This is a genomic window from Mycobacterium sp. OAS707, assembly GCF_014873705.1.
GTDB lineage: Bacteria > Actinomycetota > Actinomycetes > Mycobacteriales > Mycobacteriaceae > Mycobacterium.
The window spans coordinates 384142-397269 of the sequence record NZ_JADBDS010000001.1 but is presented as its reverse complement, the minus strand read 5'-3'; the positions used below and the strand labels follow the sequence as shown (position 1 = coordinate 397269).

Sequence of the window (13128 nt, the reverse complement as noted above, 5' to 3'; positions counted from 1 at the left end):
AGGCGGTGCGAGGTGTCAAGGGACAGCGACTCGCGTCGCAAATACGACAGCACGCGACGGCAGGCTGACGCCGAAGCGCGGCACCAGCGCATCCTCGAAGAGGCGATCGCGCTGTTTCTCGAAGTCGGCTTCGGCTCTACATCGATCGGTCAGATCGCCACTGCCGCAGGCGTTTCAGCGCAAACCATCTACGCCACGTTTGGATCCAAAGCGGGTGTGCTGTCCCGTGCCTACGACTATCTGCTGACGGGTGATTTCGAAGCTGTCCCTATCCGGCAGCGCATGCCCGGATTCGACGGCGTGCATCCGAGGCAGTATTGCGCCGTGTTCTCCGAACATGCGGCCATGGTTCGCGGGATCAACGACCGCGTCGCTGCGCTGCTGCGGGTGGTGGAGCAGTCTGCGTCGGTAGATCCAGCGCTCGGTGAACTGCGCGCAGACCTGATTTCCCGACTGCGGTCGGACTGCCGTGCATGGGTCAACCAACTCGACCCGGACGCGCTTGCGTCGGGGGTGACGCGCGCCGAGGCCGCCGACGTGATGGGTTTGATCATCTCGCCGACAACGTATTCGATCCTGACGGCCGACCTCGGTTGGTCGGTCGATCGCTATCAGCGGTGGCTCGCGACGACTTTGCCCACGTTGCTGCTCAAGCCGGAACTTCTATCCAATCAATCGCCGAAACTGCGGTGAGATCGCAATTTTCGCCGAAACCTCGATCTGTGCGCAGTCTCACGAAGGGCGTCAGCTCTTGTTGCGCTTGACCTGATTGAACGGCACACCGCGGTCGGCGGCGTACTCACGCGGGAAGCCGAGCACGCGTTCGCCGATGATGTTCTTTGCGATCTCAGTGGTGCCGCCGCCCAGCGCCGCAGCCTGCCGCGACAGGTAGCGCTCGCCAAAGCGCAGCGAGTCATCGCCACCGTCGACCACTGCCGACGTGCCCGTGATGGCCAGCACCGTGTCGAACTCGAGATGGTGAGTTTCGGCGTGCGTTACCCGGATGATCGAGCCCGCGGCCGGAGGCAGTGAGCCGTCGAGGACGCCGTGGTAGACGTGGTCGATCAGCTGCTCACGCACCGCTCGATGCACCAACGCCCTGCCAGCCATCTCGCGCACGCGTTCGTTGTCGGCCTGCCCCGTCTTCTCCAGGAGCTCGACGTAGTCGATGGGCATGTCGGTCTTGCCTTCGGCGCCAATGCCACTGGCGAATTCCGAGCCGCCGCCAACCGCGCGGCGCTCATGGTAGAGCTGCCGGGAGGCGACGTGCCAGCCCTCGTTGACCTCGCCGACGACGGCGTCATCGCCGAGTTCGAGGTTGTCGAAGAACTCCTCGCAGAACTCGACCGACCCATTGACCTGCTTGATGCGTCGAAGCGTGATGCCTGGGCTGTTGATCGGCACCAGGAACATGGTCAGGCCTTCATGCTTGGGCACCTCCCAGTTGGTGCGCGCCAGCATCAAACCGTAGTCGGCCGCGAACGCGCTGGTGCTCCATGTCTTGGCGCCGTTGATCACCCACTTGTCGCCGACGCGGTCGGCGCGGGTGATGACACCCGCCAGATCGGACCCACCGCTGGGTTCGGAGAGCAGCTGCACCAGTACTTCGTCGCCGCGCAGCACGCCGGAAATGTGTTGGCGCTTCTGTTCTTCCGATCCGGTGTCCAAGATCGTCGCCGCACAGATCGTGAACGTCGGCGTGTTGAGGATGACCGGCATCTCATAATTGCGCGATTCGGCGTCGAACGCCTTCTGATAGGCGATCGGCAGCCCCAGGCCGCCGTACTCCCGCGGGAAGCAGATGCCGGCGAATCCGCCGTCCCACAGCATCTTCTGCAACTCGCGGGCGCGCAGCCACGGTGCCTCTTCGCCACGGTCGGCTTCAGGCGGATTATCCCGATCGATGCGCGGCATGTTCGCTGCCAGCCACGCCCGTGCGCGAGCGGCGAATTCGTCGACCGACTCGGTCGCGACCGGCGCTGCTGTCGTCTCCGTCATGAGGCAGCCTTCGTCAGTGCGTAGACGCGCAGGTTGTGGTCTTCGGGCGTGCCGAACATCGAGCGGTACAACGTGACTCGGCGCAGGTACAGGTGCAGGTCGTGTTCCCACGTCACGCCGATGCCGCCGTGTAGCTGGATGCAGTCCTGCAGCATGCCCGGGGCATGTTCGCCCACATAGGATTTCGCGACGCTGACGGCCATCTCCGCGTCAGGCGACCGCGACGCCACCGCGGCGACCGCTGCCTTCGTCGTTGCGCGGCATGCCTCGAACCAGATCTTGAGGTCGGCGTACTTGTGTTTGAGCGCCTGGTAGGAGCCGATGGGTCGGCCGAACGAATGCCGGTCGAATCCCCACTGGATGGTGAAGGCCAGCACCGTGTCAAGGATGCCGACCACTTCGGCGCACTGCAGCATCTGGGCGATCTGGCTCTGTCGCGCGATCAGATCGGGCGTCTGCTCAGCCGATCCCACGGCAGCGGACTCGTCGACCTCGACACCGTCGAAATGCACACGCGCGTAACTCTTCACAAGGTCGATTGACTGCTGCGCCTCGACGCGTACGCCGGGCGCGTCCGTCGGCACCAGGAACTGGCGTGGTGCACCGTCACATTGCGCGACCACCAACAGCACCGCGCTCTCTGCACCCGCCTCGACGCGGTCCTTCGCTCCATCGATCCGGTAGCCCGCCGGTGTGCGGGTGGCCGTCACCGTCGCGCCCAGAGGCGACCAGGGCCTGCTCGGCTCGTAAACCGCCCACGACCCGACGATCTCACCCGAGAGCAGGGATTCGATTGTCGCTTCGTGGTTTTCGGGCGCCTCGACCAGACCGGCCAACACCGTGCTGACCGGATGCAGCGGCCCAGGTGCGACGGTCCTGCCCGCGAGTTCGGCGACCAGCGCCAGATCGGCGACACCGTCACCGGACACGCTGCCGCCGCCTAGCTCGTCTGGCACAAGCAGGCTCGTCCAGCCCAATTCGGCGGCTCGCCGCCACCAGTCGGCCTCAAAGGACGCGCCGGCGGCGTGGAGTTCCCGCAGGCGACTCAGCGACGCTTCCTTTTCCAGAAACGACTGGGTCGTCGAGGCGAAGAGCAGCTGTTCTGGGTTTGTCTCGTCGGTCATGTAGTCCGTTCAGGCGGGTATGACGAGGGGTGGCACGTCGGGGTTGTGGACGATCTGGTTGGGCACCTTGAAGAGATCGATCATGTTGCCGCCCATGACTTTTCGTTGCCCCTCGTCATCAAGTCCCTGCAAGTCGTCGATCAGGTGGGTCGGCTCGGCCAACCCTTCCGGATGCGGCCAGTCCGATCCGAAGATCACCCGGTCGACGCCACACAGGTCGGCCATCTGCGCGAAATCGTCCTCCCAGAACGGCGCGACGTAGACGCCGCGCTTGAACGCCTCGATCGGATTCTCCGGGAACGCCTGCGGCATCTTCTTGTACGTGTTCTCGAACTGCTTGAACAGGTACGGCACCCAGTCAGCACCGTTCTCGATGGACAGGATGCGAAGGTCGGGGTTGCGGGTCAGCGCGCCGTGGCACACCAGCGCGGCCATCGAATCCTCGATGGGGCGCTTGCCCATTGACACCATGCGGAACGCCGTCGGCTTGAAGGGCAGGAACTCGTCGGCAGGCTCCCAGTCGTTGAGGTACTCCGCATAGCCGGAATCCGACGCGTGCATCGAAACCGGAATGCCCGCCTTGACGCAGGCGTCCCAGAACGGGTCGAACTCCTCGGTGCCGAAGGACCGGGTGCCGCGCAGGCCGGGCACCGGGGCGGGGCGCACGAGGACGGTCTTGGCGCCGCGCTCCAGACACCACTGCAGTTCCTCGAGCGCCCGGTCGACGATCCCGAGGTTGATGACGGGCGTGGAGAAGATGCGGCCTTCGTAGTCGAACTGCCACGTTTCGTACATCCACTCGTTGAGCGCGTGGATGACGTCGGCGATGAGCGCGGGATCGTCTTTCATGCGCTCTTCGACCAGGCTGGCCAGCGTCGGGAACATCAGTGAGTAGTCCAGTCCGAGGCCGTCCATGACCTCCATCCGCGCGGCCGGATCGCGGAACGCGGGGATGGCCTTCATCGGCTTGCCCATCACCTCGCGGAAGCTCTTGCCGCCGCTGCCGTGGCGGAAGTAGTCTTCCTGCGCGCCGGGCCGTGCGACGACCTCGAAGGTGGGATTGGGGATGTAGTCGCTGACTTGGTTGCGCACCATGATCTTGGTGCGACCCCGGACCTCGATGTAGTCGATGACGTGCTTGCGGTGCTCCGGCAGGAACTTGGTCAGCGCTTCCTTGGGCTCATAGAAGTGGTTGTCGGCGTCGAACACCGGATAGGGAAGCTTGCGGGTCATATTCGCCTCCTGGAAGTCTCATTGGCGGTAACTGGTAATGACATTACCACGTCTCGACCAGCGAAAACACCACCCCGGGAGAAACGGTTTGCGGTCGGTGCGGCGCAGGTCAGGCGACGTTGCCCGGCCGCGCGAGGGCGGCGAGGCAGAACTCGTAGATGTGTCCGGCGTCGATAGGGGCGCCGTTCAGTTCGGCGCCCAGGACCTGCAGTCGCATGGCGCCCAGCGCCGTTTGCATGATCAGCGCCGCGGTGGCGTCGACGGCGATGCCCGTGCGAAATGTGCCCTCGTCGATGCCGCGGTTGATGATGTCCTTGATCAGCTCGTGCAGCGGAGACAGCACCCTGGCGTACTCGCGGGGCAGCGTCTCGGCGAGGTGGTCGTTGTAGTTGGTCAGGCCGCGGTTCACCCTGTCCTGGGTGCTGGATTCGGCGGGTGTGCAGATGCGGTCGATCAGGATCCGCAGCGCTGCGGCGCTCTCGACGCCGGTGGTGTCCGCGCGCCACTTCTTCGTCGACTCCGACATGATCTTGTCGACCAGCGCGAGCAGCAACTCATCCTTGGTGGTGAAGTGCTGGTAGAAGGACCGCAGCGAGGTCTTGGACCGCTCGACGACCTCGAGCACCGTGAAGTCGGTGCGGCCTGTCTCACCCAGGATCGCCAGCGCCGACTTCATGAAGCGCCTCTCGCGCGGTTCGGTGTCGACGCCCGCGGCATCCGGTGGCCCGCTGGACTTCGTCATGGTAATGACGTTACCGCTTTTGCAGAAGCTCGGTTACTGTTCCGTCCCATGACGACAGACTCAGCGCAGACGTGGACCGTTGCCGGTCTGCTCGATTTGTTCGACGTCCGCCAGGACGGGGAGAACCGCTTCATCGCAGAGACGGGTCCCGCCGGCGAGGACGAGCGCCAGGTGGTGGAGGGCACGCAGGTGCTGGCCCAGGCGATTGTCGCTGTGGCCAAACGGTTCCCGGAGAAATCGGTGCGCTCGGTGTCCGCGGTGTTCGCGCGCGCCGTGATGGTCGGCGCGGGGCCGGTCGAGCTGGAGCTAGACGTCGTGAGCGAGGGCCGGTCCACGGCGACCGCGATCGTCGCCGCCAAGCAGAACGGCAAGCGCTGCATCACCGCGACGGTGCTCACGGACGTGCCGACCGCTGACGTGATCCGGCACCATCTGCCACGCCCTGACGTCGTCGGACCCGACGATGCCAATGTCGCAGAAATGCCGATGGACGGACGGCAGCTGCGTTTGGTCGACGTCGTCGACGTGAACAGCCCCGACGAGGTGGGTCCCCCGGAGCTGTATGCCTGGCTGCATTACGACCCGATCCCCGCCCGCGACGATCTCGCCAAGGCGCTGATCGCGTATTTCACTGGGCACCTTGGTATTTCGACGACTATGCGCGCGCATGAGGGCATCGGCACCGCGCAGGCGCACCTGACGGTGTCGACGGCACCCATGACGATCACGGTGAGCTTTCACGAGCCGTTCCGATGGGAGGGCTGGCTCCTCTACACGCATGAGAGCACCCAGGTCGGCGCAGGCATGTCGTATGTGCGCGGCGCCGTGCACACCGAGGAGGGCGAGCTGATCGCATCGTTCGCGCAGGACGCGTTGATCCGGCCGCTGCGCACGACCGACACCGCCATCAAGGAGCAGTCGCGGCTCTAGATCTTCAAATATCCCTTGTCAGCGGGGATTTGGGCCGCGGTCACCAGTGACGACGCGTCGCTGGCGAGCCACACCACGATGTCGGAGATCAGGTCCGGGGCGGCCAGCGATTCGGTGGGCAGCGCGCCGGGCGAGTAGCTGTGGATGTAGTTGGGGTGGTCGGCGAAGATCTGCCACATCGCGGTGTCGTTGCCCATCGGAGTGTCGGTGCCGTACGGGTGCACCGAGTTGACCCGAATACCGAATTCACCGAGTTCGACCGCCAACGAGTTCGTCAGCCCGACGACACCGAACTTGCTGGCGCAGTAATGGCCGCAACCGGGAACGGCCTTGATGCCCGCCGCCGAACTGATCGCGATGATCGAGCCGCCGTTGCCCGCCTCGATCATCGGCGGCACCGCGGCCTTGATGGTGTTCCACACGCCGGTGAGGTTGATGTCGAGGACTTCCTGCCACTGCTGCGCCGAAATCTCCCACAGCCGACCCCAATTCATCACGCCGGCATTCGCGACGACGATGTCGAGGCGACCGTACTGTTCCAGCGCGCCGGCGACCACGCGCTGCTGTCCGGCGGCGTCCCGGACGTCGACCTCGTCGGCGACGATCTTGCGACCCTCGCCCTCGACCAGGCTCACCGTCTCCGCGAGGTCCTCCGGCGTCGCAGGCGGATATCCGTTGTGTTCGGCGACCGGCGCGCACGCGTCGATCGCGACGATGTCGGCGCCTGCCCGCGCCAGCCGGATGCAATGCGAACGCCCTTGTCCGCGTGCGGCTCCTGTCACGTAGGCGACCTTGCCGGCCAGCGGTTTGTCTTCAGCCATGGTCGACATCGTGCGCGTGGTGCATGACGTCGTGCAAGTGGTAGACCGCGATTGTCGCGATGGTGAATTCGCTGCCGTTGCTGCGCAGGCCGCGCCGCGACCACCCGTCGTCGGGCACATGGGCGTAGGTGTCGGCGACGACGCTTGCGGCATCGAACAGTTCGGTGGCCACCGTGGCGGGGTGCTGGGACGCGTAGTCGTCGGCGATCGCGGTTTCGTCCTGGTCCCAGTTCGGAAACTGCGGGTCGTCCTCGGTGAGCATCAACTGCACTCGGTGGTTGAAGATCCTGTGGACGTCGCGGACATGGCAACCGTATTCCAGCGTGGACCACACCGTGGGCTGCCGGCGTTGTGCGGCGTCGGGTTCGGCAAGGCGACGCATCCACTCGGTCGCGTCGCCGCGGATCCGATCGGCGACCGCGCTGTAGGGCACGGATGTCGCATCGAATCCGCACTCCGGGCAGGGCCGCGACAGCACCCAGGTCCAGTCCTTGGTGTCGGGCTCGATTGGCTCAGGTGTCACGCCACCAGTGTGGCAGCCTCTTCACGAATCCGGTCGGCGGAATCGGGTCACCGTGGCCGACGGAACGCTAAATGTTCCAGCGGGTGCGACGAATGCCGATCAGCTAGCGGCGAAATCGGCGAGCAGCGCCGACCGAAGCACGTCCAACGGCAGCCCGCCGAGATCGAGCGCGCTGCCGTGGAACTCCTTCAATGACAACCCTCGACCGAGCATCTCGTCGCGAAGCTGCTGCCAGATCCGCTGCCCGATCGCGTACGACGGCGCCTGGCCGGGCCAGCCCAGGTAGCGGTCCAACTCGAAGCGCAGATGCTCCTCAGTCATCGCGCTGTGCGACTGCAGGAACACCCAGGCCCGTTCCGCGTCCCATCGGCCGCCGTCGGGCGCGGTCAGTCCGCAGTGCACGCCGATGTCGATCACCACGCGCGCAGCCCGGAAGCGTTGCGCGTCAAGCATTCCCATCCGGTTGCCGGCATCGTCGAGCCAGCCGAGGTCGGCCATCAGACGCTCGGCGTATAGCGCCCACCCCTCGCCGTGCCCCGACACCCAGCAGCCCATCCGCCGCCACCGGTTCAATCGGTCCGACGAAACGACTGCGCGCCCAACCTGCAGGTGGTGGCCCGGCACCCCCTCATGGAACACCGTGGTCGTTTCCTGCCAGGTGCGAAAGGTGTTGACGCCGGGCGGGACGGACCACCACATCCGGCCAGGGCGGCTCAGGTCTTCCGATGGGCCCGTGTAGTAAATGCCACCCGTATGCGTCGGCGCGATCCGGCACTCCAGCCTGCGCAGCGCGGGTGCGATGTCGAAGTGCGTATCCGCCAATGAGTCGACGGCGCGATCGGACAGGTTTTGCATCCAAGCCTGTAGCGCGTCGGTGCCATGCACCAGATACCGCGGTTCGTCGTCCAGTCGCCGGATCGCCTCGCTGACCGAAGCTCCGGGATAGAGCCGGTTTGCGATCGACTCCTGCTCGGCGACAATGCTTTCCAATCGTTCGAGACCCCATTGGTAGGTCTCGTCGAGATCGACGGCAGTGCCGAGGAATTCGCGCGACAGCAGCCGGTACGCGTCGCGGCCGAAGGCGTCGTCCTGCCGGGCGTGTGGCGCGATCTCGTCGCGCAATGCCGCCGCAAGCGTGGCGTAGGCTTCGGCGGCCGCCGCAGCATATTGCTGCAAGTCCGCGTGCAGTACGTCGTTTCCAGGCGCGGCGTCGGACACCATCGCCACGAACAGCTGCTGAATCTGTGCCGACTGTTGGACGCCGCGCGCCACCTGACGGGCCGCTGGTGCATGTCCGGCCGCCGCGGACGCCCGCAGCGCCTCGGTGTAGCCGCGGACACGCTCGGGCACCCTGGACATCCGCTTGCCGATCAGCGCCCAGTCCTCGTCGGTGTCGGTCGCCATCAAGTCGAACACGTCACGCATGGACTGCAGCGGCGACGCGATCACGTTCAGATCGCCGACATCCAGCCCGGCGTCGTGCAATTCGATCTGCAGGCCGAGCCGTTCACGCATCGCCGCGACCGTCACATGGTCGACCTCGTCGACCGGGGTCGTGGTCTGCAGCTCACGCAGTGCCGAACGGGCGGCGTCGACGCGGGCCGCCACGCCGTCGGGGGAGTAGTCGGTGACGTCGTCGTCGTGGCCGAGGATGCCCATTTCCGTTGCCGCGCATGGGTCCAGCGCGGCGAACGTCTCGAGGTAACGTTCGGCGACGGCGTCGACGGCCGTTGGTGGCCTAACCAAGGTTGTCGGTTGCGAAGGTGTCGCACTTGTTGGGATCGCCGGTCTGGTAACCGACCGTGAACCACTTCTGCCGCTCCGCTGACGACCCGTGGGTCCATTGCTCGGGGTTGATGCGGCCCGTCGCCTGCTTCTGAATGCGGTCGTCGCCAACGGAGGAAGCCGCTGACAACGCATCGGCAATGTCCTTGTCGCTCAATGGCTCCAGGAACGGCACACCGGTGCTTTCCTGTTTGGTGATTGCCGCGTAATGCGCCCATACGCCGGCGTAGCAGTCGGCCTGCAGTTCGGTCCGCACGCCGCCACCCTCCGCGCCGGTGGGGTCCTGCTGCGCTCGGCCGAGGACGCCTTTGAGGTCCTGCACATGGTGGCCGTATTCGTGGGCAACGACGTATTCCTGCGCCAACGGTCCACCGCTGGAACCGAATTCGTTGACGAGCACCTCGAAGAAGTCCGTGTCGAAGTAGGCGGTCTGATCGACAGGGCAGTAGAACGGGCCGACCGACGTGTCGGCGGGTCCGCAGCCGGTCTGCACCGAACCGTGAAACAGCATGGTGTGCGGGGGCGTATATCCACGCATCAGCTGCTGCCACACTCCGTCCACCGAGTTCGTCGTCGCAACCACCCGACATTCGACGTACTTGTTGGCATCCGCACCGGTTTTGCAGTGGCTCAGGTCGTAACCGGGCGCCTGCACGCCGCCCGCGTCGATCTCTTGTTGCTGGGGCATCACCGAGCTCGGATCGACACCGAGGAACAGCGCGACAACGACGATCAACAAGCCACCGAGTCCGCCACCGATCGCGATTCCGCGACCAGGCCCAGGCCCACCTCCGGTGGAGATGTTGCTGGTGTCGATCTGCATACCCTCGTTGAAGGTCATTGCCCCGCTCCGTCGCTCGCCACACCCGTTCAGACCCCGGCGTGTCCAGCTTTGCACACTACGATTTAGGGGTGGCAGTCCTTCTGGGACATTCGACCATCGCGCACACGGCACTGGGAGATCTTCGCGGCACCACCGACGGTGGTGTCGAGGTCTGGCGCGGCGTGCCGTACGCCGAGCAGCCAATCGGTGAACGCCGGTTCCTGGCACCCGGTGCGCTGCGCCCGTGGACCGGCGTGCGCGACGCGTTCGAGCATGGACCGCTCCCGCCGCAGAGCAAGTCGTTCGTCGGCGGCGGTCGCGACGACCCGAAGGTGCGCGACGAAGCGTGTCTGACCCTGACGGTGTGGTCGCCCGATACCACCGCTTCCCTGCCCGTGATGGTGTGGATTCCCGGTGGCGCATTCGTCTACGGGGCCGGTCAGTTTCAGCTCTACAACGGCTCGCGGCTGGCAGCCAATGGAAATGTGGTGGTGGTCAACGTCACCTACCGGATCGGCGTGTTCGGCGGTTTCGAGCTGAGCGATCTGGGCGACGGATTCGACGACAACCTCGCGCTGCGCGATCAGATCGCCGCGTTGCGATGGATCAAGGACAACATCGCCGCATTCGGCGGTGATCCCGATCGGGTGACCGTGTTCGGCGAATCGGCAGGCGCAACGTCGGTGCTGGCGTTGTTGGCCAGTCCCGCCGCCGACGGCCTGTTCCGCCGCGCGATCGCGCAGAGCCCGGCGCTGCCGCTGATCGCCGACCGCGAACTGCGGGCCAGGCAGGCCCACGACTTCCTGAAGCGGTTGGGTGTCAGTGCCGACGAGGTGAAGGGGCTTCCGCAGCGGCAACTGCGCCGTGCCGCAGGCATGCTGCAGCTCAAGAGCGCCGCGAGGACCCCGACGCTTGCCTATGGCCTCACCTACGGCGTCGACCTGCTGCCGCGCCATCCTGTCGAAGCCGCCCGCGCGGGCGCACTAGCGCGGGTGCCGTTGATCATCGGCACCAACAGCCACGAGGCGTCGATGTTCGCCTGGACCAAGCCGCCGATGCTGCCGACGACCGTCGCGTCGATCGACTCGTACCTCAACCGTGTCGCTCCCGACGCCAAGCAACAGGTGTTGGCCGCGTATCCCGACTACCCGCGGAGACGCGCGCTCGTCGCGTTCGGGTCGGACGTCATGTTCGGTCGTGGCGCGTGGGCATTCGCCGACGCTTACAGTGCGCACGCGCCGACGCACATGTACCGATTCGACCATTTCGGTTGGAGCCTGCGGCTTCTCGGCCTCGGCGCCACGCACGGCAGCGAGATCGTGCACATCCAGCACAGCTACGCCTCGTTCATCGGACGCAAGCTGCATCCGCTCGGGCGTCGGCTGCAACCGCCCGTCGGCAGGCGCATGCAGCGTGCCTGGCTGGACTTCGCGGCGCAGGGATGGGAGACCGGCCAGATCATTTGGTCCAACGGACACGACTGGCCGATGTACGACACCGACCGTCGCTGCACCCGGGTCATTTTGTCGGCGCACGACATGGTCGTCGAAGATCCGGACGCGGACCGTCGCAAGGCCTGGGCGGGCCTGCACTAGCTTGCGCCGAAACTGTATTCCAGCAGGGTCGTTCTCGAACTTTCGCTGCTGGAATACCGTTTCGGCGAGTACTAGGTTCGCGCGTAGCGCTTGGCGGCGTAATCGCGCAGGTTGTAGAGGAATTTCTGGAATGTCCGCGCCATCAGCGGGCGGCCAAGGGTCATTCCGATGCGGCTGGCGACACCGTTCGGCTTCATCGCCATCACCCACGTCAGATGACAGCCGGTGGTCGTCGGCACGATGCGGTAGTCCTCGGCGAACGCCGCGATGCTGCGGCTCGAGGCTTGGTTGAACCGAAAAGCCATGTGCGTGAAGGGCTCCCAGGCCAGGAATTCCTCGTCGCCGACGATGCCGCCGCGCATGTCGACCGTGCGGGTGGTGCCCACGCCGTGGGGTGGTGGACTGGTCCACGTCACCTTGGTGATCGCGGTTGCCCACTGCGGCCACGACTCGGCGTCGTCGAGGATCTCGAACACCTGCTCCGGGGTGATCGCAAGATCGACGGTGGAAACGAACCGGTACGGTGCGCTGTCGATGAAGTCCAGGCCGACGCGTTCACAAGCGTGCATGGCCATACACAGTAAATGACGGTGTCTAGCCGGGGCCGTCGCTTGCCGCAGCCAATAGCGGCACCAGCACTTCGCTGATCGGAGCGGCGATGCCGTGCGCCGCGGCCTTGCGCAGGATCACGCCGTTGCGGATGTCCCACTCCAGCGGTCGGCCCGCTTCGCGGTCGGTCAGCATCGAGGTGGTGATGTCCGGCGGGGCCTGCGCCAGCATGCCGATGATCTCGTCGATCACGTCATCACCCAGGTTGGCGCCCTCGGCGCGCGCTACGGCGAGGCATTCGGCCAGATACCGCCGCCCCAAGGCGGCCACGTCGTCGCGACGGAACGCGCCCGAGCGCCGACCGGTCAGCACCATGACCGCAACGACGGCGTTGACCAGCAGCTTGTGCCATGCCGCGGTGCGGAAGTCGGGATCCAGCTCGACGATCACCCCAGCTGGTCGCAACAACTCCGCCAGTACCGCGGCTGCCTCGCTGTCCGGCAGCACCAGCCGCGGCTCGGTGCGCACCCGCACCCAACCCTCCGGTTGGACTTCTGCGGACAGCCAGACGGCTGCGGGCACCACCGTCGATGTCGGGCAGAACCGGCCCACCCGCTCGACCTGCTCGACGCCGTTCTGCAGCACACAGACCAACGTGTGCTCGTCGCACAGCCCCGCCAACCACGCGCCGGCCTGCTCGTTCTGGGTGTCCTTGACGGCGATGAACACCACGTCGACGGGTCCGCCGACCTCGGCCGGATCAGCGTGCACGGGTCCCGGCAGCAGGATCGGCGCCTGGTCGTCGGGCCGGACCTCGATCGATGAGCGCGGTCTGTGCCCGCACAGCAGGACAGGGCGGCCAGCGGTGTGCAGGTAGGCGGCAACGGTTGCGCCGATGGCGCCGGGTCCGATCAGAGCGATGCTGGTGCCCACCATCGCCAAGTTACCGGCGGTCAGCCCCCCTCTACACTTGGCAATCGTCTCGTCAGGCCATCAACAGGGAGA

At 65.9% G+C, this 13128-nt stretch carries 13 protein-coding genes; 3 read left to right on the top strand and 10 right to left on the bottom strand.

Annotated features, from left to right (window positions below):
* The first annotated feature begins 12 nt into the window (after window positions 1-12).
* The gene (locus GGC64_RS01900) at window positions 13-693 is read left to right on the top strand and encodes a TetR/AcrR family transcriptional regulator (RefSeq protein ID WP_192720761.1); all 681 of its coding nucleotides are present in this window, start codon (window positions 13-15) and stop codon (window positions 691-693) included.
* 51 nt (window positions 694-744) lie between these two features.
* On the opposite strand, the gene GGC64_RS01895 is transcribed toward GGC64_RS01900, so the two are convergent.
* The 4 genes from GGC64_RS01895 to GGC64_RS01880 all read right to left on the bottom strand — a co-directional run bounded on the left by GGC64_RS01895 (window position 745) and on the right by GGC64_RS01880 (window position 5097).
* The gene (locus GGC64_RS01895) at window positions 745-1998 is read right to left on the bottom strand and encodes an acyl-CoA dehydrogenase family protein (RefSeq protein ID WP_192720760.1); all 1254 of its coding nucleotides are present in this window, start codon (window positions 1996-1998) and stop codon (window positions 745-747) included.
* Window positions 1995-3122, bottom strand: coding sequence for an acyl-CoA dehydrogenase family protein (locus GGC64_RS01890; RefSeq protein WP_192720759.1), 1128 nt, complete (start codon window positions 3120-3122; stop codon window positions 1995-1997). Before GGC64_RS01890 ends, GGC64_RS01895 begins: the two co-directional genes overlap by 4 nt.
* Before the next feature lie 9 nt (window positions 3123-3131).
* On the bottom strand, window positions 3132-4355 hold the full coding sequence (locus tag GGC64_RS01885) for an amidohydrolase family protein (RefSeq protein WP_192720758.1): 1224 nt from the start codon (window positions 4353-4355) through the stop codon (window positions 3132-3134).
* A gap of 109 nt (window positions 4356-4464) precedes the next feature.
* Complete coding sequence (locus GGC64_RS01880; RefSeq protein ID WP_192720757.1) at window positions 4465-5097, bottom strand: TetR/AcrR family transcriptional regulator; 633 nt, start codon at window positions 5095-5097, stop codon at window positions 4465-4467.
* A gap of 48 nt (window positions 5098-5145) precedes the next feature.
* Between GGC64_RS01880 and GGC64_RS01875 the strand changes: the two genes are divergently transcribed.
* Window positions 5146-6027, top strand: a complete 882-nt coding sequence (locus tag GGC64_RS01875; RefSeq protein ID WP_192720756.1) for an acyl-CoA thioesterase II — start codon at window positions 5146-5148, stop codon at window positions 6025-6027.
* On the opposite strand, the gene GGC64_RS01870 is transcribed toward GGC64_RS01875, so the two are convergent.
* From GGC64_RS01870 to GGC64_RS01855, 4 genes are all read right to left on the bottom strand, one after another.
* Window positions 6024-6857, bottom strand: coding sequence for a mycofactocin-coupled SDR family oxidoreductase (locus GGC64_RS01870; protein WP_370581940.1), 834 nt, complete (start codon window positions 6855-6857; stop codon window positions 6024-6026). The genes GGC64_RS01875 and GGC64_RS01870 overlap by 4 nt on opposite strands.
* The gene (locus tag GGC64_RS01865; protein ID WP_192720754.1) at window positions 6841-7371 is read right to left on the bottom strand and encodes a DinB family protein; all 531 of its coding nucleotides are present in this window, start codon (window positions 7369-7371) and stop codon (window positions 6841-6843) included. The genes GGC64_RS01870 and GGC64_RS01865 overlap by 17 nt, the downstream gene beginning before the upstream one ends.
* Window positions 7372-7470: 99 nt before the next feature.
* Window positions 7471-9117, bottom strand: a complete 1647-nt coding sequence (locus tag GGC64_RS01860) for a DUF885 domain-containing protein (RefSeq protein ID WP_192720753.1) — start codon at window positions 9115-9117, stop codon at window positions 7471-7473.
* Window positions 9110-9997: a neutral zinc metallopeptidase gene (locus tag GGC64_RS01855; RefSeq protein WP_192720752.1), complete on the bottom strand. Its 888-nt coding sequence runs from the start codon at window positions 9995-9997 to the stop codon at window positions 9110-9112. The genes GGC64_RS01860 and GGC64_RS01855 overlap by 8 nt, the downstream gene beginning before the upstream one ends.
* A gap of 71 nt (window positions 9998-10068) precedes the next feature.
* Here GGC64_RS01855 and GGC64_RS01850 point away from each other — a divergent pair, with 71 nt between their 5' ends.
* Window positions 10069-11574: a carboxylesterase/lipase family protein gene (locus GGC64_RS01850; protein ID WP_192720751.1), complete on the top strand. Its 1506-nt coding sequence runs from the start codon at window positions 10069-10071 to the stop codon at window positions 11572-11574.
* Window positions 11575-11645: 71 nt separating this feature from the next.
* Here GGC64_RS01850 and GGC64_RS01845 read toward each other — a convergent pair whose 3' ends face one another.
* Window positions 11646-12149 (bottom strand): SRPBCC family protein, encoded by a 504-nt coding sequence (locus GGC64_RS01845; protein ID WP_192720750.1) that lies wholly within the window; start codon window positions 12147-12149, stop codon window positions 11646-11648.
* Window positions 12150-12168: 19 nt separating this feature from the next.
* The gene (locus GGC64_RS01840; protein WP_192720749.1) at window positions 12169-13059 is read right to left on the bottom strand and encodes an oxidoreductase; all 891 of its coding nucleotides are present in this window, start codon (window positions 13057-13059) and stop codon (window positions 12169-12171) included.
* Window positions 13060-13128: the final 69 nt, after the last annotated feature.

Coding starts and splice junctions, on each gene's coding strand:
- GGC64_RS01895 (WP_192720760.1), bottom strand. CDS start 1,998: ATGACGGAGACGACAGCAGCGCCGGTCGCGACCGAGTCGGTCGACGAA.
- GGC64_RS01890 (WP_192720759.1), bottom strand. CDS start 3,122: ATGACCGACGAGACAAACCCAGAACAGCTGCTCTTCGCCTCGACGACC.
- GGC64_RS01885 (WP_192720758.1), bottom strand. CDS start 4,355: ATGACCCGCAAGCTTCCCTATCCGGTGTTCGACGCCGACAACCACTTC.
- GGC64_RS01880 (WP_192720757.1), bottom strand. CDS start 5,097: ATGACGAAGTCCAGCGGGCCACCGGATGCCGCGGGCGTCGACACCGAA.
- GGC64_RS01875 (WP_192720756.1), top strand. CDS start 5,146: ATGACGACAGACTCAGCGCAGACGTGGACCGTTGCCGGTCTGCTCGAT.
- GGC64_RS01870 (WP_370581940.1), bottom strand. CDS start 6,857: ATGTCGACCATGGCTGAAGACAAACCGCTGGCCGGCAAGGTCGCCTAC.
- GGC64_RS01855 (WP_192720752.1), bottom strand. CDS start 9,997: ATGACCTTCAACGAGGGTATGCAGATCGACACCAGCAACATCTCCACC.
- GGC64_RS01845 (WP_192720750.1), bottom strand. CDS start 12,149: ATGGCCATGCACGCTTGTGAACGCGTCGGCCTGGACTTCATCGACAGC.
- GGC64_RS01840 (WP_192720749.1), bottom strand. CDS start 13,059: ATGGTGGGCACCAGCATCGCTCTGATCGGACCCGGCGCCATCGGCGCA.